This window comes from Paenibacillus sp. JGP012 (assembly GCF_014203995.1).
GTDB lineage: Bacteria > Bacillota > Bacilli > Paenibacillales > Paenibacillaceae > Paenibacillus > Paenibacillus silvae.
Genome location: NZ_JACHKG010000005.1, coordinates 296,873 through 321,533, shown reverse-complemented (window position 1 = coordinate 321,533; position 24,661 = coordinate 296,873). Strand labels below are relative to the sequence as shown.

Sequence of the window (24,661 nt, the reverse complement as noted above, 5' to 3'; positions counted from 1 at the left end):
AGGAGGTAGCAGAGCATGTCCCATTTTTTTTATAAGAGATCACCTAGGATTATTAAGGAAACATCGGGGGAAGAAGTTGAAATTTTCTCACCGCCGGCTCTTCCTCAGCCTCCGCAGTTAAATATTATTTCGATTATGGTGCCGATCATGGTTACTGTTGCCGGTGGAGCGGCCATGATGACCTTTTATCAAAGCCGGGGAAACGGGCAATTCGTAACGGTACAAATGATATCCCTTTGTATGATGGTTGTGTCCTACTTCGTGCCTGTGCTGGTTCACTTTCAAGCGAAGGCAAAGCATCGGAAAAAAATAAAAGACAGGGAACGGTTATATGACAACCATATCAATGAGAATCGGGAAATTTTGCAAAACTGGAAAAACGAGCTGATTCTTAACTGGCATCAAACCCACCTGGATCCCCAGTTTTGTATCAATATGGTGAAGGATCGAAGCTCCTCGGTGTGGGAGAGAATTCCTCAGGATTTCGATTTTCTGAAAGTTCGTGTGGGGATAGGCACGGTGCCTAGCCATTTTGATATTAAAGTGCCGAAGCAGAATGGTGTCGAAAAGGACCCGATGCTTGAAAAGGCAAGAGAAATGACTGAAAAATTTACAACGATAACTAACGCTCCTGCTTTACTGGATCTGAATAAGTATCGCGTTGTTGGTCTTGTGGGCGATGAAGAAGAGCTGAACAGATTCTGTCGAACAGTCGTGACTCAACTTGCTTCACATCATGCTCCGGATGAGCTGAAACTGGCTGTATTCATGAATAAAACGCAGCGAGAGAATTGGGACTGGATGAGATGGATTCCCCATGTATGGAATGATACCCGTTCAGGCAGATATCTGTTCGAGGAACGTGCATATCAGCCACAGCTCATGGAACAGCTATTCACACTTTTACAACGACGCCAATGGTTGAACAAAGGGGAAAAAGCACTGCCTTTTTACGTCTGCTTCCTGCCCTACATTGAAATGCTGGAGCATGAGCCGATTCTTCCATTGATGATGAAAAGCTCGGAGGTCATCGGGGCGTGCAGCATCGTATTAGCCCCTAGCAAAGACGTCTTACCGAAGGAATGTGAACTTGTTATTGACTTACATTCAAATGAAGGGGTTATGCGTTCCACGAACGTTACAGGGGGCTCCGCGGGCGATAATACGTATGCCAAGCCTAAGGATGAGATTCCATTTGTACAGCCCTTCCAGCCGGATCAAATGTCACTGGAGCAAGCAGATCAGTTTGCCAGACAGATTGCACCGTATCGGATCAAGCGAAATTCCGCAGATGAAATTGTGAATGTACTGACGTTGTTCGAACTATTCGGTGTTCAGGATATTGAACAATTCCATGTAGAAAATAATTGGAAGAAATCGCGATATCCGAATACGCTGCCGTTTCCGGTCGGCGTTAGGGGCGGGAAAAAGCCTGTACTCCTGAATCTTCACGACAAAATCGAGCGTAAGGGACATGGACCTCACGGACTTATGGCAGGAACCACTGGTTCAGGGAAAAGTGAAGTTATTCAATCTATTATTGCATCTCTCGCAGTTGAATATCACCCGCATGATATGGCTTTTATGCTGATCGACTATAAGGGTGGGGGGATGTCCAATACGTTCCAGGATCTGCCTCACGTAATAGCGACCGTAACCAATCTCGAAGAAGAGGGATTGATTGAACGCTCGAAGGTTTCGCTTAAAGCGGAGCTCAAACGGAGACAGCGCTTGTTCATTGATGCTGGTAATGTACAGCATATTGACGAGTATTATCAGACAGATTGGAAGGATAAAGAGCCCCTTCCGCATCTATTTATTGTCATAGATGAGTTCGCGCAGCTTAAAAAGGATCAACCGGAGTTTATGAGTGAGCTTGTATCCATTGCGGCGATCGGCCGGACCTTGGGTGTGCACTTGCTGCTCGCAACGCAGAAGCCAGGCGGCGTTGTGGACGATAAAATCTGGAGTAACTCTCGTTATAAAGTCTGCCTCCGTGTTCAGGACGAGAGTGACAGTCGTGAGATGATTCGTATCCCGGATGCGGCTCATATTACAAATCCCGGTCGTGGTTTCCTGCAGGTGGGAAGCAATGAAGTATTTGAATCCGTGCAATTTGCCTGGAGCGGAGCGCCATACCGGCCCGATCAAAATATTGCACAGTCAGACGATACGATGTATTCCTATGAGCTGGATGGCCGGAAAACAAAGCTGAGAGATCAACTGGAGCTGATTCAGGAAACGGAGCCTTCCGAAGAGAAGGGCCTGCGCAAAAAGCAACTGAACGTTCTGATTGATCATATCGCTATGAAAGCTGAACAGGAAGGTATTCGACGTTTGCCGGGGCCTTGGCTAGAGCCTCTGCCTACTCAACTTACGCTAGAGGATTTGGAGACCGGTGCGGTGGAGCCGGGAAAAATTTTAAATCCACAGGTCGGACTTATTGATGATGTTGTCAATCAGAGACAGTTCCCGTTACGAATTGATCTGGAATCTGGCCATTGGCTGATCTATGGTATGCCAGGCACAGGGAAAACAACCTTTATTCAAACCTTGCTGTACTCTCTTGCAAAGGACACAACGCCGAATGATGTGAACATCTACGCACTTGATTTTGGAAGAATGCTGAAGGATTATGCGCTGCTGCCCCATGTGGCCGATGTCATTCAGGATGATCAGGAAGAGAAGATGAATCGGTTGTTTAATTATCTCGAAGAAACGATTAATAAGCGCAAAACGCTGTTTGCCGAAACGGGAGTAAAATCCAGACTTTCCTACTGTGCAGAGACAGGCAATACGCTGCCGGCAATTCTCGTTATTATCGATAGTTATGTCAGTTTCCGCGGTCAGTTCGAGAAGCTTCATGAGAAACTGGACCCTCTTCTTCGTGAAGGGCCCGGGCTTGGGATATATTTTGTGGCTACCATCAACCGAATCTCGGACATGCTGGAACGTAGTCGCAGTAATTTCCCGAATGCGGTCTCCTATATGCTTGCAGATGCAGCGGATTATAACTATGCCGTAGGAAGGTTACTCAAGGCTCCGACACAGATGCCGGAGGGCAGAGCTTTTGTGAAGGGAAGCATCCCTCCATATGAATTCCAGACGGCATTATCCATTCAAGCAGTGAATGAGTCTACTCGTGCAAAACAATTGCGTGAACAGTTCGTAGCAATCGACGCTTCTTGCACGACACCTAAGCCGGAGTCCATTCGAGTGCTGCCGGAGGTCATTTCTATTCCAGAAGCAACAAGTACACTGAATCTGGCTTCTAGCCCAGTCTTGCCTGTGCATATGAACATTGACAGTTTAAACATGCTTGGCTGGGATATGGAAGCGGATGGCCCATATTTCATGGTGGCAGGCAGAATGGAGTCCGGAAAGACATCCCTTCTTGTGACGATTGGCCTAATGTCTGCTATGAAATATAGACAGGATGAGCTTGAGCTCTATCTATGCGACTTTAGACGCACACAGCAAGGATTGGGAGCATTGAAAGAGTTGCATCATACCGTGGCATTTGCAACCAATGAGGACACGATGGAGGAAATGATCGAAGCTCTGCGTACCAAGCTGGAAGAGCGAGTTGCTGACCCGGATGAATTGGCTCCTAAAATGGTACTCATTATTGACGACGTTGATTTCATCGCAAAGCGTATTTCTCGAACCGTAACAGGACATCTGGAATACATCACGAGAAATGGACGGGAGCATGGGGTGTATATCATTGTTTCCGGACAAGCCAATGCGATTAATCGCAACTATGATGATTGGTTGAAGGACATCAAATCTGCTCAAATCGGTTGGTTGCTAGGCACAGCCGAGTCTAACGATACCGAGCTATTCAATATTAAGGTTCCTTACGTGTCAGGCAGCCGTTTGCTGCCAGACGGAGAAGGTTTTTATGTTAAACGTAAATTCGTCAATGTCAAAGCAGTGCATGCATTTGCCAATGGTGCTGCTCAGATTGAGGAGCAAGTAGCTGCAAGCAATGCAAGCTCGATTTTTGTCGCAAATTAAGGGTTAAAAGGAAAAAAGACTTACAAATGAGTCTTTTTTCCCAAAATATGTTTGGCAATTGTGTAGTTCATTGTATACAATAGTAATTGGGTAAAATTTATAAAATTGGTATAAAGGGGAATATAGGAATGGCGAAAATTTTAATAACACCTGATGAAATTACTAATGCTGGACAGAAGTTTGAGCAAGCTGCACAAGAAAGCCAACAAATGGCTCAGCAATTAAATTCACTGATGGAATCCATGCGCTCTCAGTGGGAAGGTATGACTTCTAATAAGTTCTATGACAGATTCCTGCAAGAAAAGAAAAGCATGGACGTTTATGTTAGGATGCTTCAGGATGTGGGAAAAGATTTAAAAGATATTGCAACTCGTTTCAGACAAGCAGACCAACAGTAGTTGTTACATAAGAAGCCAGGTAAACTTACCTGGCTTTTTCTATATCTGAAAGATGAAAAGGTGAATCTATTCCGATGAGTTATACAGTACATGCGACGGGAAGTACGCCCGCTCTATTAATCTATTTAATTGATATCAGTGGCTCAATGACACTTGAACTGGAAGGCCAGAGAAGGATGGACATTGTCAATGAGGGGTTACAAACCATCATCCGACAAATTGTTTATCGTGCGACGAAGGGTTCGAAGGTATCCCCTCGTTATCGGATCGCTATTCTTGCGTATAGTGACGAGGTGTATGACCTGCTGGATGGTGTAAAATCTATCGACCGAATCGCTAACCGTGGCAGTTTACCACCGTTATATCCCAAACGATTCACAGATACGGCGAAAGCATTCAAGCAGGCGGAGAAAATTATTCAGTCCGAGCTTCGCAACATGGAGCACTGTCCTGCCCCGCTCATTTGTCATATGACGGATGGGATCTATACAGGTGAAGACCCTGAACCAATCGTTGAACGAATCAAAGCAATATCCGTGCCTGATGGACAAGTGCTGATTGAGAATATTTTCATTACAGAGGATGCCTCAACAAGCCGTATTCGGGATACTCGGGCGTGGAAGGGCATGATGCCGGATTCTTTTGTGGTAGATCCTTATTCAGAAAAACTGAAACGGATGTCTTCGGTCATTCCCGAAAGTTATCGTGAAATGATGATGGAATCGGGTTATTCGGTTCAGAAGGGTGCACTCATGATGCTGCCTGGTACAAGTAAGGACTTAATATCGTTAGGGCTGCAGATGTCTGCGTCAACACCGATGTAGCCGGAAGGAGGATGATCAGATGGATCGGACATTATTAACCTTAATTATTGATGCAACCGGAAAAAGGACCGATATTGAAGTGCCTAATATGCTCCCGCTCAACGAATTACTTGAGCCCATGCTCAAGGGATTGAATGAAGGTATGGCTTTGACATTTCAAGCATCCAATTATCGCTACTCTCTTAGCAGTGATGGAAGTGAGTGGAGTAACATAGAGCTGCACCAGTCTTTGGCCGATGTAAAAGCGATGGATGGGTGTTACCTGCGAATCGAGCAGGTGAACTCGTTCTCAACGGTCTAATTTCGAAACATTTTTCAGTGCAAAGGGGAGCAAGCGTTGTGTTTCCACCAGAACTAACTACAGAACTACACATCAGAAGCCAGGTCTACAGATTGGTGCCTCACCCTCAATTTGAAGGTATGCCTTATGGTCAAGAGGGACGAGAAGGCACGGTCTATAAGCTGATCAACAGCGCGGGAGAGAGTAGTGCCTTGAAGGTGTTTCGTCCAGCCTTCAGAAAACCTTCTGCGATGAAATTAACGGAGCTTATGGCAAATATGAAGGATCAATCCGGGCTTCGGGTCTGGTCTAGAACTATCCTGAATCCGCTAGAAGATATGGAGCTGCTTGGACAATATCCAGAGTTGTTATATAGTGCGCATATGCCTTGGATTGAAGGCAAGACATGGAGTGAATTCATGCTTGACCGGGAAGTGGTTACTCCGGAGAAGTGTTTGAAACTAGCAAGCGTTTTGGTATCAACTATGGCTGTATTGGAGCAAGCTGGCATAGCCCATGCGGATTTGTCAGCCGCTAATCTACTGATCGTGAACGCGAATCAAGAATCGGAAGATATGTCTGTTGAACTAGTGGACGTAGAAGGCATGTATGCCAAGCAATTGGAGGAACCCGATAATTTACCTGAAGGTGCTACGGGATATACTCCCCCCTTCCTTAGAGAATACGGGGATTGGGGACCTCAATCGGATCGATTTGCTGGCGGAATCCTGCTTGCCGAGATGCTGGCTTGGTCGAGTACAGACATATGTAAGTATGCATGGGGAGACAGTTATTTTGATCCGCAAGAAATGCAGCAGCCGAGCGAGCGATACACCCTTCTTCAAGCAACGCTTGAACGACAGTATGGGCCCGAAGTAGCGGCTCTGTTAAGCAGATTGTGGAGTGCGGAGCAACTGCAGCAATGTCCGACATTTGGGGAGTGGCAGATTGCTTTGGCTTCAGCAAAACAGTTTGCGGAGCAAGCAGCCAAGGTTGTTTTTGATCCAGATACAGAGCTGCCGCAGCCAGAAGAAGAGACGGTGAACCTGCCAAGCGAGTATGCTGTGGATGCTCTAACATCTGCGCAAGAGAATCAACTGGCGCGGGCACGCCAACTCGAACGTCAGGGGAATTTGACTTCGGCCTTCTGGGAATACGGGAAGCTGATTGAGCAGTTTAAGGAACGAACTCCATTTCATATTGAGATTGGCATTGCGATGGAGCAGGTGCAGGAAGGCATCGATCAGACCGTTTTTAATCCGGAACCCAAGCAAACTTTAGTCAAAAAGGGCTGGGCTCAGCTACTACACCAGAGTAAACAGTCCAGTTATGAACGTTTGTGGATATATGTCATAGGTGGTTCGGTTGGGGCGCTAGTTTTTGCATTCATTATCTACGTCATAGGACTGTTTAAATAGAGCTATAGGGAGCGTGTGATTTTTGGAAAATGAGTTGCAGGAAGAGTGGGCTTTTGAGTTGTCTCCAGAGGAGTTTTTCTTTTTAACTCAGCTCGTAGGAGTTCGTTATATAGCCAACTTTGAAGATCCCTATCGTGGATATTTGGCTAAGGAATTGGAAGAGGAATATAAGCTTATCGAGAAAACATTTATATCCAAAGGATACCTGATCCCGAAAGCGGATGGCTCGGGCTACGATATGAATGAAATGCTGGCCTATTGTATTGCTGCGTGCGGCAGTGCTGATGTTATGCATGTGAGTAAACAGATTGAAGGCAAGGGGAAATACGAGGGCCATTACTATTTTACGCCTCGAATTGTCGTTGAACAGACCGTGAATGAGTCAGGTGGCATTCAGATTGTTCCTGTAGCGGATGCCAATATCACATTGGAAGCCATGAAAGGTTTTTTCCCGCTCACTCTCCAATATCGAAGTGCTGCGAAGAAGGCGGTCATTAAGGATTGCAAATGGGAACAATGGAATCAGCTTACGGAGGATGATCGGCGTAACAGATTGATTCAAGCAGGTCACACGGAGGAGCAGGCCATGCTTGCACTGGACATTTTCAACAACGGGGAGCGCTCCGGGTCCATGATGTTTATGAAGAGGCAAGGGCTGATGTGGCATCAGGAGGATTACCATTATGCACAATGGGGAGACAAGCTGTATCTGGCTGTCGAGCTGACCGAAGGTACACTTCAGTTGCAGCCTTATAAGCCAGCTATAGTGAAAAAAGCATTAATGCGTTTTGCAGATCAAATGGAGAAATTGGAAGGGAAAGGGGTTAAATAAATGGCGGACCGTATCAAAATCGAGCCTGAACGTATTAAGGAAATTGCCACCCGTTTTCTAGCGAGCAGTCAGGAAAATATTGCGTTATCCAGAGAATTAAAGTCATTGATTGATGGAATCACAGGGGAATGGGAGGGGAAATCCCAGGAGCGCTTTTATTCTTCATACAAGGATGCCCATGTTCAATTGGAAAGTGTTTCTACTGTATTGAAGGATGTAGGAGACGAACTGAATGCCATTGCTGAGCGATTTAACAAGGCAGACTCAATAAAGTAAGGAGATGTACGTATGCCTATTCGGCCAGATGTCAGCAAGCTGCGGAGCATCGCTTCCAGATTACGCAGCAACAGCAGCAAATTGGAGAATGAACGCTCCAGCATTAACAGTAATGTGCAATCTATGACCTGGAGAGGTCGGGTATATCAGCACTTCATGGATGATTTTCGTGATACTACACAGCGGATGAGACAGACTGCGGATGAAATGGAGCAATTTGCACGCCGGTTGGAATCGCTCGCCAATCAGTTTATGCAGGAAGACCTTGAGGAAGAGCGCAGAGAGAGAGAACGCCAGGAACGAGAGCGTCAGGAGCGTGAACGGCAACGGGCTGCCGCGTCTGCGGCCGCTGCAGCTGCGAAGAAGAAATAAGGGGGAAGTCAAGTGAAATTGGAAGTCAGCCTATCCGACCTGAAACGGACATCAAGAAGTCTAGATCGGGCTGCGGATGAGATGGGGGATTTGCGAGCGGATCTGAACCGGTCGATGAACAGCCTCACCCAGAAAACCCTCAGCCAAGGCGGGGTCCAAAGTACGTTTACCCAACTTATGCGAGAACTGGACGGCTTGCAGACCAAGCTGGAGCTGCTCTCCGAGCTGACTCGTCGCAAACGGGACGAATACGAACAAGCCGACCGGGAAGGCAAAAAGTTCAACTGGGGGAAGCTGGCGAGTTTCCTTACTTTTGCACTTGGCACAGTGCTCGATTTCGCGCCCATAGTGGGTAACGTTAAGGGAGTGATCGAAGCGATCACGGGCCGGGATTTGGTTACCGGAGAGAAGCTAGCATGGTATGAGCGTGGTCTTGGCGTGCTGGGACCACTGGGGAAAGGGGTCAATAAAGCGACATCTCTGCTCAAGTTTGCGGATGAAGCCGTGGAGCTGACCGGAAAAGCGGTGAAGCATGCAGACGATGCGGTCGATGCCGCCAAAACGGCTGGACGGAACGCGGATGACGCGATCGATGCCATCCCGACCAGTCCGAACAAGGCGGGGGTGCCGGGGAGTACGACCCGGGAAGCGGGAGAAGACATTGCGGGTACGGCGCCGAAGCCAGCCAAGGCAGGTGAAGCTCCGGCAGGTGCCAGAGATGCGGATGCACCGATGACCAGCAGTAAACCGACAGGCAAGGCAGACGATACCCCTGGCGATGCAGGTTCTACCCGCCATGATGGTGGTCTGACGGATGCCGAGAAAGCCGGGACGGCCGGTCTGACGGGACTAACAGGGGCAGCTGCGGCCAAGGCCATGAAGGATAAAGCGGCCAGTGCGGGCGCCAAAGGCGCAGATGCACCTGTCCCTCCATCCAAGGGGGGAGCCGCTTCACCGCACCAGCCGTCACCGGGCCGAGCGCCAGAGACACAGAATGTCACGAAGTCCAAATCGGAGAGCACTCCGGGAGATCCGATTCATGCCGCGACAGGCCAGCAGTTTATGAACCACGATATCCTGACCCTGCACGGGGCTGCGGACTGGCCGCTGACCTTGATCTACCATTCGGGTCTGCTGCAGCGAGGTGAACTGGGCCTGGCCTGGACACACCAATATGGACTTCGACTGGAGATCCAAACTGCCGAGGAAGCCGGACAGCCTGTACCTGCCGTGGAGGTATACTGGACCGCCGGACGACATAACCGGTTTGTGCATCAAGCGGACGGCACCTACCGCAGCTCCGATCTCGACGTCTACTTTGACGTGCTCGAACGAGATGCACAGGGCTGGACCTTGACCACGCGCGAGCCGCGTGAAATCTACCGCTTCACCGAAGATGGTCAACTGCTCAGCCACGCAAATGCAAGTGGTCTGAGCCTGGACATGACCTATAACGCATTCGGCCGATTGGCCGCCTTGACAGACCGAGCTACGCAGCGTGCATTGCAGCTGGAGTATACGCCTACAGGCGAATTGAAAGAAGTTAAAGACGCGCTGCGACAAGTGAAATTTGCATACAATGTCGGCGGTATCTTGGTACAGATTCAAGAGCCGGAAGGTGTTGTCACTGACCTGGTTTCGGACGAAGCCGGCCGCTTGCTCGCCCTGAGCGAGAGCGGCATCCTTCAGTTTACCAATACGTATGATGCCTCCTACCGGATCATCAAACAGACAGATGCCGCAGGCCATGCGTTCCTGTTCCGGTATGATACCGAGAGTCATCCAGGCCAGACGTGGACGACCGTCACCAACCGTCTTGGACAGACACGCATCCTGGTCCATGATGAAGCGCTGCAGCTCCTGGAAGTGCATGCCGAAGATGGCGGAATCACACGTTATACCTATACCCCGCAGGGGCAGACCGATCATGTCACCAATCCGCTGGGCGAAACGACGACGTACGTCTATGACAAGGATGGGCATCTCATCCGTGAGATCGATCCGTTAGGTCAGGAGACACAGTATAGCTATACCCCGCACCATCAACTGGCGCGTGAAATCGACGCCGAAGGCGGCGTAACCAGCTATCAGTACGATGAACAGCAGCGTCTGACCACCGTGACCCGTCCCGATGGCAGCCAGGCACAGTGGGCATACACGGAAACCGGACAAACAGCCGTGTATCAGGACTTCACCGGAGCGAGCTGGACCTATGGATATAACGACACAGGTGAACTGGCGTATACCCTGGATCCCGAGGGAAGAAAGGTACACGTTCGCTGGGATGAAGCGGGTCGTGTGGTGGAACTGGAGGATGCCGCGGGAGGCATCAGCCGCCGAAGCTATGATGGCGCAGACCGCCTGACCTCCATCATGGACCCGCTGGGCCTCACGTGGCAAACCCGATATAATGCCAGCGGACAACGCATTCGCGAGACGCGCCCATCGGGCGCTTCGATGCAGTATACCTATACACCAAGCGGGGAAGTAGCGACCGTCACCGATGCGCTGGGCCATAAGCGACAGTATATCTACGATGCCGAGAACCGCCTGATTGCTGAAACGAATGCTTTAGGCGACACGACACAGCTCGCGTATGACCTTGCTGGACGATTGCAGACTGTGACCGATGCGCTGGGACAGCTAACGCAGTATCACTATGATGGTGCTGGACGATTGGTGAGCGTTGTGGATGGCGAAGGACGAACCGTCCAGCAGCTGACCTACGATGCAGCCGGCCGCCCAGTCGCTTGGCAAGACGGACTTGGCCACATGACCCGGCTGCGATTTAACGCCCTGCACCAGCGTGTAGAGGATACCGACGCCGATGGGCACACCCGCCGTTATCGGTACGATGCGGCTCACCGCCTGCTGGAGGTCATCCAGGGTGAAGGCACAGACGAAGTCACCTATCGTCAGACCTGGGACGGGGAAGATCGCAATACGAGCTACACCGATGCCAGCGGCAATGAAACCCGACTCACGTATGACCGCAGCGGTCGATTGCTGCAGGAGACGAATGCCGCCGGAGCACGAATCGCCTACGATTATGATGAACGCGGCTGGCTGCGTGCCAAGCTGGATGCCAAGGGCCAGGAGACCCGGTACGAATACGATGCCGCGGGTCGCCTGATCCGAGCTACGGATGAAGCGGGCGAAATCGTGCTCACCTACACACCGGACGGACAAGTTGCACGTGTGCTGGAAGCCGAGCAGCATGAGGAACGCACCTACGATGCGGCTGGCCGCTTACTTACCCGAACGGATGGCTTCGGGCACCTGCTGCAATATGCTTATGATGCCGCAGGTCGCATGACTGCGTTGACCTATCCGGATGGCAAAGAAGTAGAGTACCGCTACCACGCTACCGGGGAACTGGCCGAAGTAAAGGACTGGAATGGTCGCCTGACCCGGTACCGGTACGATGCCAGCGGGAAACTCATCGACACCCGGCGTCCGAACGGCAGTCAGGAGCAGCGGGAATACGATGCCGCAGGCCAGCTCATTCGCCTGACCGATACGAGCGGGCAGGGGATTCGATTACAGCAATTCAAGTATGAATACAGTCCGGGCGGTTTGCTGCTGAAGGAAGAAAATAAACAGTATACGTATGACACCTTAAAACGCCTGCGCAGTGGCGCGGAGCCCGGCCGTATTGTACACTACACGTATGACCCGTCGGGCAACCTGACGAGCGAACACGTCGGCATCTCTCCAACCGAACCCGTTGGCAATTTGCCAACACAGCAGGAGCTACACTATACCTGGGATAATCGGCTACAACGGGTAGGGAACTATCCGGTCGAGATGGATGCGAATGGTAACCTGCTGTATGCCACGGATGGCAGCACTGCTTCCGCGTATGAATACGATGCCCGTAACCGACTGGTGAAGGCGGGCAAGCTGAAATATCGGTACAACCCGCAAGGCGATCGCATTGAACTGGCACAGCGGGGCCAAGTGACCCGCTACGTCATTGACGATGCGCCTGAACTGAGCCGGGTGCTGATGGAGCTGGATGGCGAGGGCAACGTCAAAGCCCGTTATGTGTACGGGCTGGGGCTGATCGGGCGCGAAGATGCAGATGGAACGTATCTGAGCTACCACTACGATTTGCGCGGCAGTACAACTCTCCTGACAGATGAACAGAACCGGGTGACGGATCGCTATACGTATGGATTGTATGGCGAGCTGGAGCAGCATGAAGGCGCCACCTCACAGCCGTTTGCGTATAATGGTCGAGACGGGGTCATGACCGATGTCAACGGACTGTATTATATGCGAGCGCGGTACTATGATCCGAAGCTGAAGCGGTTCCTGAACCGGGACGTGATTCGCGGTGAGATTCAGGACGGGCAGACCTTTAACCGCTATGCGTATGTCAACGGGAACCCGGTAAGCTACATTGACCCGTTGGGGTTGATGAAGTGTGAGACTGGAGGGACGGGTAATCCTGATTTTATAGATGAGACAGGTCGTCTCGGTGGTAAACTGTATAGTGATAAAGATTTGGACCTGTTAGGTAACTATCTTGAAAAAAGAGGAATAACGCTTAAAGTAGGTGATGAGCATTTACCTCCTAATAAAGGTGGAGCTTTTCACGGTCCTACAGGTACACTCTACTTAAGAAGTAATCCAACTCAATATGAAGTTTGGCATGAGCTATCTCACTATTTACAGTATAATAAGATAGGTAAAGAAGCATATTTAAATCTACCACGTACTGGACGGGTTCCAATGAATGATTTAAAGCAGTTTAACGCTCCAGAGCAATTTGTTTATGATATGCTTTCAAATAGCCCTAAGAAATGGAATTCTTTGAATGAGGCCGAACGACTTCATGCGAATTGGTATATAATGGAATTTGGGGGTATCAGGTAATGAAACTATCAAGAGAACAGGCGGAAAAATTAGCACTGGAATATGTGAATAAAGATACGAATGAAAACTACAAATTGATACTAATTAGTATCGAAATTTCTAAATTTTCCCCCAAATATTGGGCGGTTGCATTTGAAGTTAGAACCTCAGAAGATCATGTGTTAGAAGGTCCTTTACTTATACTTGTTGATGATAATTTAGAAAAGGCAATGAGCTTAGATGAAGCAGTAGAAGCTCATTTGGCTAACGGTGATGTTTAAGGGCTAAATTATCTTTATGAAATTTTCAAGCAAATCTAGTGTTAATTTTATACCTCAGTAACGCTATCCCAATACATTAAGCAGGTTGATTATGGTCAGATACCATCATGATTAACCTGCTTTTTGTTATCTTTTTATTCTGGAGTTTTTTATCATTTGTATTCATCTCGACCGGATAGTGCCTAAGTATGGGACTGATGTTTTTGACCAAAGAGCAGAGAATGCAGGATTTGACTTATACCAAAGCCTAGCCCTTATAAACAACTAGGAAATAAGACAAAAAAAGAAGTTGGAGGATAAAGTAAATAATCGAACAATAACAAATGAAGAGTGGAAGAGGCTTGAATGGAATAAACGGCTTGCGAGTCGAAGAGATGCAGGAGTCAAAGAGTTTTGGCAACAAGAGAAGAGAAGGATGAAAAACGGTGAGCCAACAACGAGAAACTGGTCTCAGGAACAAAAAGAAGCGATACTAAGTAATAAAGTTCCTAGTTATAATGAAAAAACAATAACAGGACATCATGCCTACAGTGTTTCAAAGTACCCTCACCTTGCAAATAGAGGAGAGATAATTTATCCTGCTACTGTAAAAGAACATATTACTCGTTGGCATGGTGGGTCATATAGAAGGAGTTTACCTGGAAAACCGTATAATCCTAGGTTTGCGGAGTAATTTTAATTTGGTAATATAAACGTTTTAGAAGGAGGTATTGCCAGTGACAAGAATCTCTGTGACTCTACAATCCGAAACATCAAGTAAATTGTTAATGACCATTAAAAAAACACACAGGTCTAGGTCTGTCAGATATTCAAACTCGTACTGATAATAATGCTCCTCTTATGGAAGTTGATTATGTAAATAATAAAGAGATGGAAAAAATGAAAGATTTAGTCGAAGATTTAATTGATAATGATGCGAGTATCCAACTGTTCGAACAGGATGGCGACTTCAAAGAGGAACTACCTCTTGGCCACTTCATGAAGAGCTTTGGAATGTCAAGACAAATTGCAGAAGATAGAGAAAGAATGGATGACATTTTAGTAGAAGAAGATGAAGAGTAAAAGAGAATCGGCGGGGCTAGCCAATGCCGAATGAACCTATCATTTATCAAATAACATGAATAACCCATGTAATACCAGTATAAATATTTTGTCATTTCGTTTGTACGCACATAAATGTTTGAATTTTATCACCTAAATAACGGCATCTCGTTACGTTGGGCAGGTCGATTATGGTCAGATACTACCCATAGTTGACCTGCTTTTTGTTATCTTCGTTTTCTGGCATTTTTTCAACTCGTAATTGTAGAATACGCCACCCCGATAGAAAAGCTGTCTAAACCATCCCGCTTGACGTATGACCGCAGCGGCCGATTGCTACAGGAAGCGAATGCAGCCAGTGTGCGAACTGCCTACGCTTATGATGAACTTGGCTGGCTACGAGCCAAGCTGGATGCCAAGGTGTATTACATGCGAGCACGGTACTATGATCCGAAGCTGAAGCGTTTCCTGAACCGGGACGTCATCCGCGGTGAAATCGAGGATGGGCAGACCTTTAACCGTTATGCGTATGTCAACGGGAACCCGGTAAGCTACATTGACCCGTTGGGATTGATGAAGTGTGAGACGACAAAAAGGGTTAGCGAAAATTCTAATCCAAATACAGGAAAATTAAAATTAGATCTGCAATTGTTTGCGTCTGAAGGCAAAAGCCCATCTTCTTGGAAACCTGGGATGGATGTTACTGAAGAACATGTTAGAGAGGCCATGAAGAACGCTCCTGTACAGACACAGCAAACTGCAGTATCTCTACCAGCTATTGATCGCTATACTAAGCGTTTAGCTGAGGGAGAGGTACCACCTCCTATTAAAGTCGATAATAATATTATAGTAGACGGTAACCACCGTTACATTTCAGGTAGAGTTGCAGGTATTGATATTCCAACCACTCCATATAGTGGAGGTAAAACTGATAAAGTTATACGATGGGAGGATGTGAAAATCGATCCATATGATTGGGGAAATAGATAAAATAAAAAGAGGTGAGTAAACATTATTATTATTAATTGTATTGCAAATGAAGCAATAAAGCTTGAGTTAGACTCTTTGGAGAGAGCGAAGTTGGATGAGCTAAACTTGCATAGAGCCATTTTGAACAGAGCCAACTTGAGTGGTTCTAGTTTAGTAAAAACGAATTTACGTGGCGCCGAACTAAAAGAATCAAACTTAAGTCGAGCGAACTTAACAAGTGCTTTACTGATGGTAGGTTTATTTGAAAATTCAAATTTGGAATCCTCTAATTTAACAAAAGCAAATCTCGCAGGAGCTGACTTTAGCCATGCGAATTTAAGTAATGCTATTTTATTTAAGGCTGATGTGTGGAATGCTAATTTCAAATCTGCTAATTTGAAAGGTGCAAACATGCTATGCCAGAGGATAGAAGATGCTAACATAGAAGGTGCTTTATACGACGACAGTACAATTTGGCCAGCCTCTTTTAATCCTTTAGATTATGGGGCTATAAAAACTTAGTCGTTGTGGTCGTATAACCGCTGGAGTGAAGTATCAAGAAAACCTTGAAATAGGGATTGAGTAGAGTTGGATATAGAAAATTCTCTAGGCTGATTGTGGTTCATTTTAGGGTCAAACCTAGTATGAAGATTATTTAAGAATCAACTGGTATCCAAAATTAATTCAAACAACTAGGATAGCCCAAGTTGTTTTGATTTAAATTGATAAGCAAAAGCCGATTCTTCGGAAAGGTGAAATTTTTGAGTTCTCGTATTCTAGATAATGATATAATAGTGTTTTACAATACTTGTACAAAAAAATAACTTCAATAGCAACCTTAGTTTATTTCTCTATAGAACTAAGGTTGTTCAGCATATTATTAGGTGGTAAAAATTCACCAGCATGTTCATTAATACCACTCACTCGCGGCTACACTACACCTGAGATAACCGCCTACAACGGGTAGGGGACTATCCCGTAGAGATGGATGCGAATGGTAACCTGCTGTATGCTACGGATGGCAGCACCGCTTCCGCCTACGAATATGATGCCCGTAACCGACTGGTGAAGGCGGTAAGCTGAAATATCGGTACAACCCGCAAGGCGACCGCATCGAACTGGCGCAACGCGGTCAAGTAACCCGTTACGTCATTGACGATGCGCCTGAACTGAGCCGGGTGCTGATGGAGCTGGATGGCGAGGGCAACGTCAAGGCCCGATAAGGTGCGGCCTGGGGTTGATCGGGCGCGAAGAGTTGGAGGAGGGATTATATTGAATGAGAAAAGAGAGTATATGAATGTGTTATTGAAATATCTAATGAATGAAAAGAATTCAGAAGAATTTCAAACTTTTCTCGTCCTTTTAGAACAAATAAAATATCAACCTAGTTTGATGAGATACTATGGAGAAGAGTTCATTAATAATTTGAAGGAACTTTTGCATAATATTACTGACAAGTATGATAAAGCTTCAATAATAGAAGCAATCGTTCAATCTTTTTTTTGGTATGAAAGTGACAGAAGTTACTATGAGGAATTACTTAATGATTATATTTGGTGTTTACGTGAACATGCTACTAGTGTCAATGATAGTATCCTTTGTTTAACCTCATTTCGTCATATGGGATTTACTGAGCACGAGTTGGTGGCGAAACTGGTAAAGAACTTGGATCAAGAACAATGTATATTAATCTTTTCTGGTTTAAATTGGGAATTTCCTTATAATTTAGATATAGAGATAATGGATACCTTTAAGGAATCCGAGGTTTATTCAAACATAAGCCAACGTTCAGCAATAATAGCTCAATTTCTATTATTGGTTAATCCGAATATAAGGAAATATGCTAGTGTAAGTAAAATAAAATTCTTATACGATTCCTACAAAGGCGTATATGAGGACTGCTGGCCAAGAGGTTTAATTCCGAATAACAAAGATACCCTTATTAAGACCAAGGTATTATCCCTAAAAGAAGTGAGCATCTTAGAAAAGTTAGATGAGTTAATAAATACGCAAGAAGAAGATTTGGATTCAATTCAAGTTAGGGGACTATATGATGAATTTTTTGGAGATAAAGATCCATTTGAGGTGATTTTCACTCTTCCCTTGTAAAATGGTTTTGTTTTATTGAGAAAACTCTTATCCAAGTCTTCAAAAAACATTATTGCTAAAACCGCACCTGCTATTGTCCATGCCGCTGATGAACCAATCCTGCTGAAAAAGCTTCAAGTGTAGGTAGTGGGTAGCTAAGAAAACTGGGTTGTACCTTGGGACTTAGACATGATCTTTTAACTGTAAGTACTAGTCAAGTCGGTATGATTAAGGTGTGAGGTGTAGCCTTAGATTAAGGTATAGAAATGAAAAGCAAGTAATTAACAACGAAAAGAAAGTAAAGTTTTAGATTCATTGCGGTATACCTTAAGGTGTACCGCATTTTTAAAACTAGGAGTAAAGTAAGCTAAGAGAAGTAGCTATACTGAGTTTATTCTATCTCTAAATTACATAGAAAAGAGGAAACACATAACAAGGCCGCCTGATCCGATACCAGCGGTCGACAGATTTGTTTGTAGCAGTTTAAGTGTGCCTAAGTTCGGACAGCCTGCTACTGAGAGAAGAAAATAAACAGTGTACGTATGACACGTTAAAACGCTGCGCCTAGACGATCGGTATCAATTACTTAATAGGGCAAAATAGATTTGAATGATGAGATATCCTTCCTTTTTTTTTTTTTTTTTTTTTTTTTGAAAAAAAGTAAAATTATGTAAATAAAATGATTATTAAAATCAATCCTAAATACCTATATCTCACAAGTTTTTAGCGGTAAAATATTCTTATAAATGGCATTTTTGAAAAATTATGAGGCGAGATGAAAATCACAAAGAATTGAAGGTGATATTTTAGGAAGTTGTAAGATGTGAACGATTCAACGTACATAGGTTTACCAGAGATTTTACGAAGAGAATAACAACATTGGAGTGTGAACGAATTGAAGAAAGTAACACAACTACTACTAAGCGGTGCATTGGTACTGGGAATGCTTCCTTTCACCGGGATTGCAAATGCAGCAGCACTCTCGTTTAAAGACGTGCCTGCAAGCCATTGGGCGAAAGCCTCCATTGATGCTGTCGTATCCAAGGGTGAGAGAATTGGGCCAATAACGCAGGTACTAAAATAGTATCTCAAGCGGATGTACGCCAGCTTAGGAATGCTGGATTTGATGTTTTGTATGCTCCAACAAGTAAAAAACCCTTATCATGTGAGGATCATTGCTAAAGATAAAAACTTTAATGAAGAAGGAATCCAATTGTTGGATGAGATATTTAGAGAGGTAGGAAGATTGAAAATTAAATAAGAGGTGTAGAAAATGAACAATCAAAATAGCTCTGATTGGAATAAACCCTTTAAAGATATTGATAATTTTAATGATTTCATTGATGTGATAAAAAACTGGGGCAACTTATATGATGATTGGGAAGAGTATAATATTTATGGTATGATTGCTATTTTGTCAGCTAGTTTAGATAACATAGAGAGAAACTTTTTAGATGATGAGATTGAAGGTCTCTATGAACATCTTAATGAGAAACAGTTGGATTTCCTGATAAAAGTGGGTAAGCTTATTGAAAAAAAATTATAATTTTCGAATTTGAAATGCCATAAAAAGTTGACTTTTATACTGTAACTTTGCTTCTGGCAAGAAGAAATTATGAAATTGCTTTAAGTAAGTAACCTTAGCGCCCATTATTAAGGTTACTTACTTTTTATTTTATTGATAATTTGACTTCACCGGAATAAAAAGATTGAAGAAGAGCAACATTCTGGCTAATAAAACTTGCTACTTTTGAATGCTGATATATTTGTCCTATTGCGTTGCTAGATAGTCCTGATGGTGGTAGGTCCAGAACCCGGCCAGTAGTACAAACATTCCGGAGTGATTCTCTTACGCAACATCCGAACTACATTTGGAACAACCGACTTCACTTGTAGGGGACTATCCCGTCGAGATGGATGCAAATGGTAACCTGCTGTATGCCACGGATGGCAGCACTGCTTCCGCGTATGAATACGATGCCCGTAACCGACTGGTGAAGGCTGCTAAGTTGAAATATCGGTACAACCCGCAAGGCGATCGCATCGAACTGGCACAGCGTGGCCAAGTGACCCGCTACGTCATTGACGATGCGCCTGAACTGAGCCGGGTGACGGATCGTTATACGTACGGACTGTATGGAGAACTGGAGCAGCATGAAGGCGTCACCTCGCAGCCGTTTGCGTATAATGGTCGAGACGGGGTCATGACCGATGCGAACGGACTGTATTACATGCGAGCGCGGTACTATGATCCAAAGCTGAAACGTTTCCTGAACCGGGACGTCATCCGCGGGGAGATTGAAGACGGACAGACCTTTAACCGCTATGCGTATGTCAACGGGAATCCGGTAAGCTACATTGACCCGTTGGGGTTGATGAAGTGTGAGAACGAACACTATGTTAGATATGGTGCTGAGAAAGAAGCAAAGGACTCACTAGATGCAAAGGGATTATTACCTAAAGTTCATGATAATGGAACTGAATCGAGAGGAAGCAAATGGATTTCAGAGAAGGGGAAGGAAAGAGATCCTCGATATCTTGGGGATCCAGAGAACTATACACAAAAAATCAAAATTGAGACGAAAAAAGGGACAAAAGAATGGCTCCAATCTAAAGGCGTAGATTTTGAAGCTATGGTTGGGGGAGAATCCAAGTATACAAATCGTGTTATAATTAAATCCTCTAATGAAGCAGGTTCTTATGGTATAGGATCAGGCTTACTGAAAGAATTTAACGAGAAGTGGGTTGAGAAAATTACTATTGAGAAGGTCCCTTCATCTAAGAAAAAAGGGCGATAATAACTAATGGACGGTGAGAAAAGTGTTTCGTAATAACAGTAATTTTATGGATAAAATCAAGGAGTACACTAAAGAATTAGTTGAAAAAAATCAAATGGTATATAGTCAAAAAGATTTTGAAGAAAGTTTCTTAATGCAATCCTCTCATACGCCTTTTAATATCGATGCTATACAAAAGTTTGAATATGGAAGAGTTGAAAGAGAGTATTCTACAGATGAATATAAAGGAATCTATGGATTAAAGGTGAAGAACCAAGCTGTTCTTTTAACAGATATTATGTACTTTCTTGAGGGAGAGAAGAATGTAATTAATTTAATCGAGAGTGAATTTCCCGAATTAAGTATCGGTGAAATTAAAGCCGCATTACGTGTGATGATGATATTTATGCTTAGCATTGAATGTGACGAGATTTTAGGAAACGAGTAAGATCAATTCTTTCTACTTAACTTATCATTGTAATCGTCTGCATCTAAATTACTGGCAATAGATATGAAAAAACCTTGAGCACTGTTTTATGGCGCTCAAGGTTTTCTCATATTTAATCGTTATCATCCTTATGAGTTATTCATGCCAGCTAAGCGGTATAACGTTTAACAACTGGTTTTCGTATGTGAATGGGAGTCTAGTAGGCTACCGTTACCCGTTAAGATTGATAAAATGATGCAAACGGCAATCTGCTGTATGCCACGGATGGCAGCACCGCTTCCGCGTATGAATACGATGCCCGTAACCGACTGGTGAAGGCAGGCAAGCTGAAATATCGGTACAACCCGCAAGGCGACCGCATTGAACTCGCGCAGCGCGGCCAAGTGATTCGCTACGTCATTGACGATGCGCCTGAACTGAGCCGGGTGCTGATGGAGCTGGATGGCGAGGGCGACGTCAAGGCCCGATATGTGTACGGCCTGGGGCTGATCGGACGCGAAGATGCAGACGGAACGTATCTGAGCTACCACTATGGTCTGCGCGGCAGCACGACGTTGCTCACGGATGAGCAGAATCGAGTGACGGATCGCTATACGTATGGATTGTATGGCGAGCTGGAGCAGCATGAAGGTGTAACCTCGCAGCCGTTTGCGTATAATGGCCGAGACGGCGTCATGACTGATGCCAATGGACTGTATTACATGCGAGCACGGTACTATGATCCGAAGCTGAAGCGTTTCCTGAACCGGGACGTGATTCGCGGGGAGATTCAGGACGGACAGACCTTTAACCGCTATGCGTACGTCAACGGGAACCCGGTAAGCTACATTGACCCGTTGGGGTTGATGAAGTGTGAGACGAATTCTAATGACATATTAGCCTTGCCCTTCGGTAACAACAGTAAGACCATGAATTTAGGATCTGGTGACAATCCGCTTAAAGGAGCAATCAATGTAGACATGAGGAATGTTAATGGCGTGGATGTTGTGGCAAACGCAAATCATTTGCCTTTCAGCACAAGATCGTTCTCAGAGGTCATTGCCCAAAATCCGCATGGTTACGACATTTTGAATATTAGAGAACGGTGGGGTTCTAAAAGTTGTTGGTGGTGAGAAAAATCCATTCTTTAAAAACATGTTGAGTGCAGACAATAAGTATTTTGAACAATTTGGTTTTGAGTTAGTTGGAAGAGGGAAAGCTTCTGGTGATTTAATGTTTGGAGTGCAAAAAACTACTGATGGTAAAATTTTTTCCGACAAATCATTGGAGAGACAATTTGAGGTTATCTTGAGGAGAACTTATCAATGATAGAACTGGATATATCTAAACAAAAATTTGAGCTTTACGACTTTACAGAATCAGTAATCCAATTTAAAAGCCCTTCTAAAATTATTAACAAATTCTCTCTGGATATTTGGGGGATAATTATACCAATCAAAATGTTTAGTATAGAGCAATATGGGTTAGGGAATGATCTGATCTTATTTGATGACAATGTCTATATTTCTGGTTTTTCCACTATCTATTTTGAGGATGTAGATAGTATTGAGATTGAAGTAGAGTTGCTTTCTGAGATGAAACCTCATGAGCATATTTACCAATATGATGGGTCTAAATGTAAAATTAAAAAAAAGTGGGGATCGAATAGTTCTTCTGAAGGATATAACTATGAGATATTTTCATCTATTGATTGGCCCTTTGGGAGTAGTTTTTTGTCTATAATTGCTTCAGGCAAAGCCACTTTAGAAATAGAACCGGAAAGGTTTATTCCACTAAATCAGTATATATTAAACACTTCAAAGTATGGATTGAACATAAATGGAGATTGACAAATATTCAATTTTATTTTAACTGATTCAAACCTCAAAGGAGTTTGAGAGTGTATGTTAAATTCTGAGTGAAAGTGTTCATAAATCATCTATTTGGTCTCAAGTATAAAGAAATTGTACTTGATATGGACCTAGACGAGTGGTTTCAATTACTTAAGAGGATAAAATTTGATTAATTTAAATGATGAGATCTCCTTATTCTTATACAACAGATCAGGTCAATTATGTAATAAACCATGATTGACCTGTTTTGTTATACCCTCGCTTAAACTGATTGTTAAAATCAATCCTAAATACCTATATTTCACAAGCCTTTAGTGGTAAAATATTCTTATAAATGGCATTTTTGATTGGCTTTTAGGATGATGGAAGACCTAGTATTTATTCTTTGAGAATTCATGAAGCAAGATGAAAATCACTAAGCATTGAAGGTGATATTTTAGGAAGTCGTAACATGCAAGAACGGTTCAAGAGATACATAGGTTTACCAGAGATTTTGCGAAGAGAATAACAATACTGGAGTGTGAACGAATTGAAGAAAGTAACACAATTAGTACTAAGCGGTGCATTGGTAATGGGAATGCTTCCTTTCACTGGGAGTGCAAGTGCAGCAGCACCTTCATTTAAAGATGTGCCTGCAAGCCATTGGGCAAAGACTTCCATCGATGCTGCTGTGTCCAAGGGTTATTTTAAAGGCTACAGTGATGGAACGTTTAAGCCTGGAGCAACGGTAACACGTGCGGAATTTGCGGCATTGTTGTCTCGTGTGTCCAAAGCGACTCCTGAGTTGGAGCAAGCGAATGTATTTCGGGATTTGACAGGTCATTGGAGTGAAGGAGAAGTAAACCGTGCGGTATCTCTCGGCTTTTTGAAAGCTTCGGATTATCCAAACGGATTTAAACCTAGCACGGCATTGACAAGGGAAGAAATGGCCAAGTGGCTCAGTTCAGGACTAGCTGCACAAAACGAGGATTTCAAGCAAGCGCTGAAGGATACAGATACAGAGAATACGTTAGTTCCTGTAGCTGAGTTCTACAAGGGTGGTTTAAAGAAAGCGGCTTATCCATACGTCTCAGTTGTATTAGGAACCGGATTGATGGCTGGGTACCCTGATGGAACCTTCGGTCCCGGGAAGACGACGACACGAGCAGAGGCTGCTGTGATTTTGTCTCGTTACCAACAAGTGCAAGAAAGTAAGGCTGATTCGTACAGAGATTTAAATGAAATGCGTGAAGTAGGAATGACGGGTACGAATTTGACTTCAGCAACACCTTATGTTTTTCTGAAATCCGAAGATGGTGTGATATCTAGCTTTGATCGTATAGTTGGCAAAACCGCAAAATTCCGTAACAATTTAGGTACACTAACTCCGCATCGAATGATTGTTACTGATGCAAAATCAAAGACAGATATTAGCAATCTTTACGGCAGGATGTTTATAGATGAATCATATGGATTTATGAACAATGATTATTACGATGTTTTTATGGAGGTGACCGTAACTCCAAGTGGAGATAATCTAAGAAATTTGATTTTTCACCAAGAGGTTGCAAATATTTTTACGACGGTAAGTAATTTCAATAGCGGAAAAGTGAAAACCTTTGGAATCACAAATCTCCCCATCAAAGAATATGTGAATTCCGGCTTCTTTAAGAAGGAGGTTCCAAGAACATTCTGGATGAAATTTCTTTTAAAAAGAAGTACGGAAGGATCTTCAAACGAAACTTGGAAATCCTTCAGCATTGATAAAAATACTAGCACTTCTTTTAGTCTCCCACTAAGATGAGAAAAATATTGGCAATAGAACGACGGAATTGGAAATTTTCTATTTTAATTGTTGGCGCTGTTTTCCTTCAATTTTTTATATATCCTTATTGTGTCACTACTGCTGAAGATAATGATAAAGTAGTGGTGGTGAGCCCTGACCCTGAGGATAATAAAAAAATAA

24 protein-coding genes are annotated in these 24,661 nt (G+C 44.6%); all 24 read left to right on the top strand.

Annotated features, from left to right (window positions below):
* Positions 1 to 15 precede the first annotated feature (15 nt).
* Entirely contained in the window at positions 16 to 4,020 is a 4,005-nt protein-coding gene (gene essC, locus HNR77_RS09670; RefSeq protein ID WP_184183014.1) for a type VII secretion protein EssC, read from the top strand.
* A gap of 128 nt (positions 4,021 to 4,148) precedes the next feature.
* Positions 4,149 to 4,418, top strand: coding sequence for a WXG100 family type VII secretion target (locus HNR77_RS09665; RefSeq protein WP_184183011.1), 270 nt, complete (start codon positions 4,149 to 4,151; stop codon positions 4,416 to 4,418).
* 74 nt (positions 4,419 to 4,492) lie between these two features.
* Positions 4,493 to 5,242: a vWA domain-containing protein gene (locus HNR77_RS09660; protein ID WP_184183008.1), complete on the top strand. Its 750-nt coding sequence runs from the start codon at positions 4,493 to 4,495 to the stop codon at positions 5,240 to 5,242.
* A gap of 19 nt (positions 5,243 to 5,261) precedes the next feature.
* Positions 5,262 to 5,543 carry an EsaB/YukD family protein gene (locus HNR77_RS09655; protein ID WP_184183005.1) on the top strand — a complete coding sequence of 94 codons (282 nt, stop codon included), beginning with the start codon at positions 5,262 to 5,264 and terminating at the stop codon, positions 5,541 to 5,543.
* Between the two features lie 38 nt (positions 5,544 to 5,581).
* The gene (locus HNR77_RS09650; RefSeq protein WP_184183002.1) at positions 5,582 to 6,940 is read left to right on the top strand and encodes a protein kinase family protein; all 1,359 of its coding nucleotides are present in this window, start codon (positions 5,582 to 5,584) and stop codon (positions 6,938 to 6,940) included.
* A gap of 22 nt (positions 6,941 to 6,962) precedes the next feature.
* A complete protein-coding gene (locus HNR77_RS09645; protein ID WP_184183000.1) occupies positions 6,963 to 7,772 on the top strand; it encodes a hypothetical protein in 810 nt (269 codons plus the stop codon).
* On the top strand, positions 7,773 to 8,048 hold the full coding sequence (locus HNR77_RS09640; protein ID WP_145406490.1) for a WXG100 family type VII secretion target: 276 nt from the start codon (positions 7,773 to 7,775) through the stop codon (positions 8,046 to 8,048).
* Positions 8,049 to 8,060: 12 nt separating this feature from the next.
* On the top strand, positions 8,061 to 8,420 hold the full coding sequence (locus HNR77_RS09635) for a WXG100 family type VII secretion target (protein ID WP_184182997.1): 360 nt from the start codon (positions 8,061 to 8,063) through the stop codon (positions 8,418 to 8,420).
* Between the two features lie 12 nt (positions 8,421 to 8,432).
* Entirely contained in the window at positions 8,433 to 13,301 is a 4,869-nt protein-coding gene (locus HNR77_RS09630; protein ID WP_184182994.1) for an RHS repeat-associated core domain-containing protein, read from the top strand.
* Positions 13,301 to 13,561 (top strand): hypothetical protein, encoded by a 261-nt coding sequence (locus HNR77_RS09625; protein WP_184182991.1) that lies wholly within the window; start codon positions 13,301 to 13,303, stop codon positions 13,559 to 13,561. Before HNR77_RS09630 ends, HNR77_RS09625 begins: the two co-directional genes overlap by 1 nt.
* A 289-nt stretch (positions 13,562 to 13,850) precedes the next feature.
* Positions 13,851 to 14,234: a hypothetical protein gene (locus tag HNR77_RS09620; protein WP_184182988.1), complete on the top strand. Its 384-nt coding sequence runs from the start codon at positions 13,851 to 13,853 to the stop codon at positions 14,232 to 14,234.
* Positions 14,235 to 14,401: 167 nt separating this feature from the next.
* On the top strand, positions 14,402 to 14,623 hold the full coding sequence (locus HNR77_RS09615) for a hypothetical protein (RefSeq protein WP_184182986.1): 222 nt from the start codon (positions 14,402 to 14,404) through the stop codon (positions 14,621 to 14,623).
* A 312-nt stretch (positions 14,624 to 14,935) separates the two neighbouring features.
* A complete protein-coding gene (locus HNR77_RS09610; RefSeq protein WP_184182983.1) occupies positions 14,936 to 15,592 on the top strand; it encodes an RHS repeat-associated core domain-containing protein in 657 nt (218 codons plus the stop codon).
* A 75-nt stretch (positions 15,593 to 15,667) separates the two neighbouring features.
* Positions 15,668 to 16,093 (top strand): pentapeptide repeat-containing protein, encoded by a 426-nt coding sequence (locus HNR77_RS09605; RefSeq protein WP_397366459.1) that lies wholly within the window; start codon positions 15,668 to 15,670, stop codon positions 16,091 to 16,093.
* 750 nt (positions 16,094 to 16,843) lie between these two features.
* On the top strand, positions 16,844 to 17,680 hold the full coding sequence (locus tag HNR77_RS09595) for a hypothetical protein (protein WP_184182963.1): 837 nt from the start codon (positions 16,844 to 16,846) through the stop codon (positions 17,678 to 17,680).
* An 874-nt stretch (positions 17,681 to 18,554) separates the two neighbouring features.
* Entirely contained in the window at positions 18,555 to 18,743 is a 189-nt protein-coding gene (locus tag HNR77_RS09590; protein ID WP_184182960.1) for a hypothetical protein, read from the top strand.
* A 12-nt stretch (positions 18,744 to 18,755) separates the two neighbouring features.
* Complete coding sequence (locus HNR77_RS09585; protein WP_184182957.1) at positions 18,756 to 18,920, top strand: hypothetical protein; 165 nt, start codon at positions 18,756 to 18,758, stop codon at positions 18,918 to 18,920.
* 12 nt (positions 18,921 to 18,932) lie between these two features.
* On the top strand, positions 18,933 to 19,205 hold the full coding sequence (locus HNR77_RS09580; protein WP_184182954.1) for a hypothetical protein: 273 nt from the start codon (positions 18,933 to 18,935) through the stop codon (positions 19,203 to 19,205).
* A gap of 325 nt (positions 19,206 to 19,530) precedes the next feature.
* Positions 19,531 to 20,457: an RHS repeat domain-containing protein gene (locus HNR77_RS09575; protein ID WP_260410442.1), complete on the top strand. Its 927-nt coding sequence runs from the start codon at positions 19,531 to 19,533 to the stop codon at positions 20,455 to 20,457.
* 46 nt (positions 20,458 to 20,503) lie between these two features.
* A complete protein-coding gene (locus HNR77_RS09570; protein WP_184182951.1) occupies positions 20,504 to 20,884 on the top strand; it encodes a hypothetical protein in 381 nt (126 codons plus the stop codon).
* 311 nt (positions 20,885 to 21,195) lie between these two features.
* Positions 21,196 to 21,996, top strand: a complete 801-nt coding sequence (locus HNR77_RS09565) for an RHS repeat-associated core domain-containing protein (RefSeq protein ID WP_311768600.1) — start codon at positions 21,196 to 21,198, stop codon at positions 21,994 to 21,996.
* Positions 21,997 to 22,018: 22 nt separating this feature from the next.
* Positions 22,019 to 22,192 carry a hypothetical protein gene (locus HNR77_RS09560; protein ID WP_184182945.1) on the top strand — a complete coding sequence of 58 codons (174 nt, stop codon included), beginning with the start codon at positions 22,019 to 22,021 and terminating at the stop codon, positions 22,190 to 22,192.
* Positions 22,189 to 22,713: a hypothetical protein gene (locus tag HNR77_RS09555; protein ID WP_184182942.1), complete on the top strand. Its 525-nt coding sequence runs from the start codon at positions 22,189 to 22,191 to the stop codon at positions 22,711 to 22,713. The genes HNR77_RS09560 and HNR77_RS09555 overlap by 4 nt, the downstream gene beginning before the upstream one ends.
* A gap of 532 nt (positions 22,714 to 23,245) precedes the next feature.
* The gene (locus HNR77_RS09550; protein ID WP_184182939.1) at positions 23,246 to 24,499 is read left to right on the top strand and encodes an S-layer homology domain-containing protein; all 1,254 of its coding nucleotides are present in this window, start codon (positions 23,246 to 23,248) and stop codon (positions 24,497 to 24,499) included.
* Positions 24,500 to 24,661 lie beyond the last annotated feature (162 nt).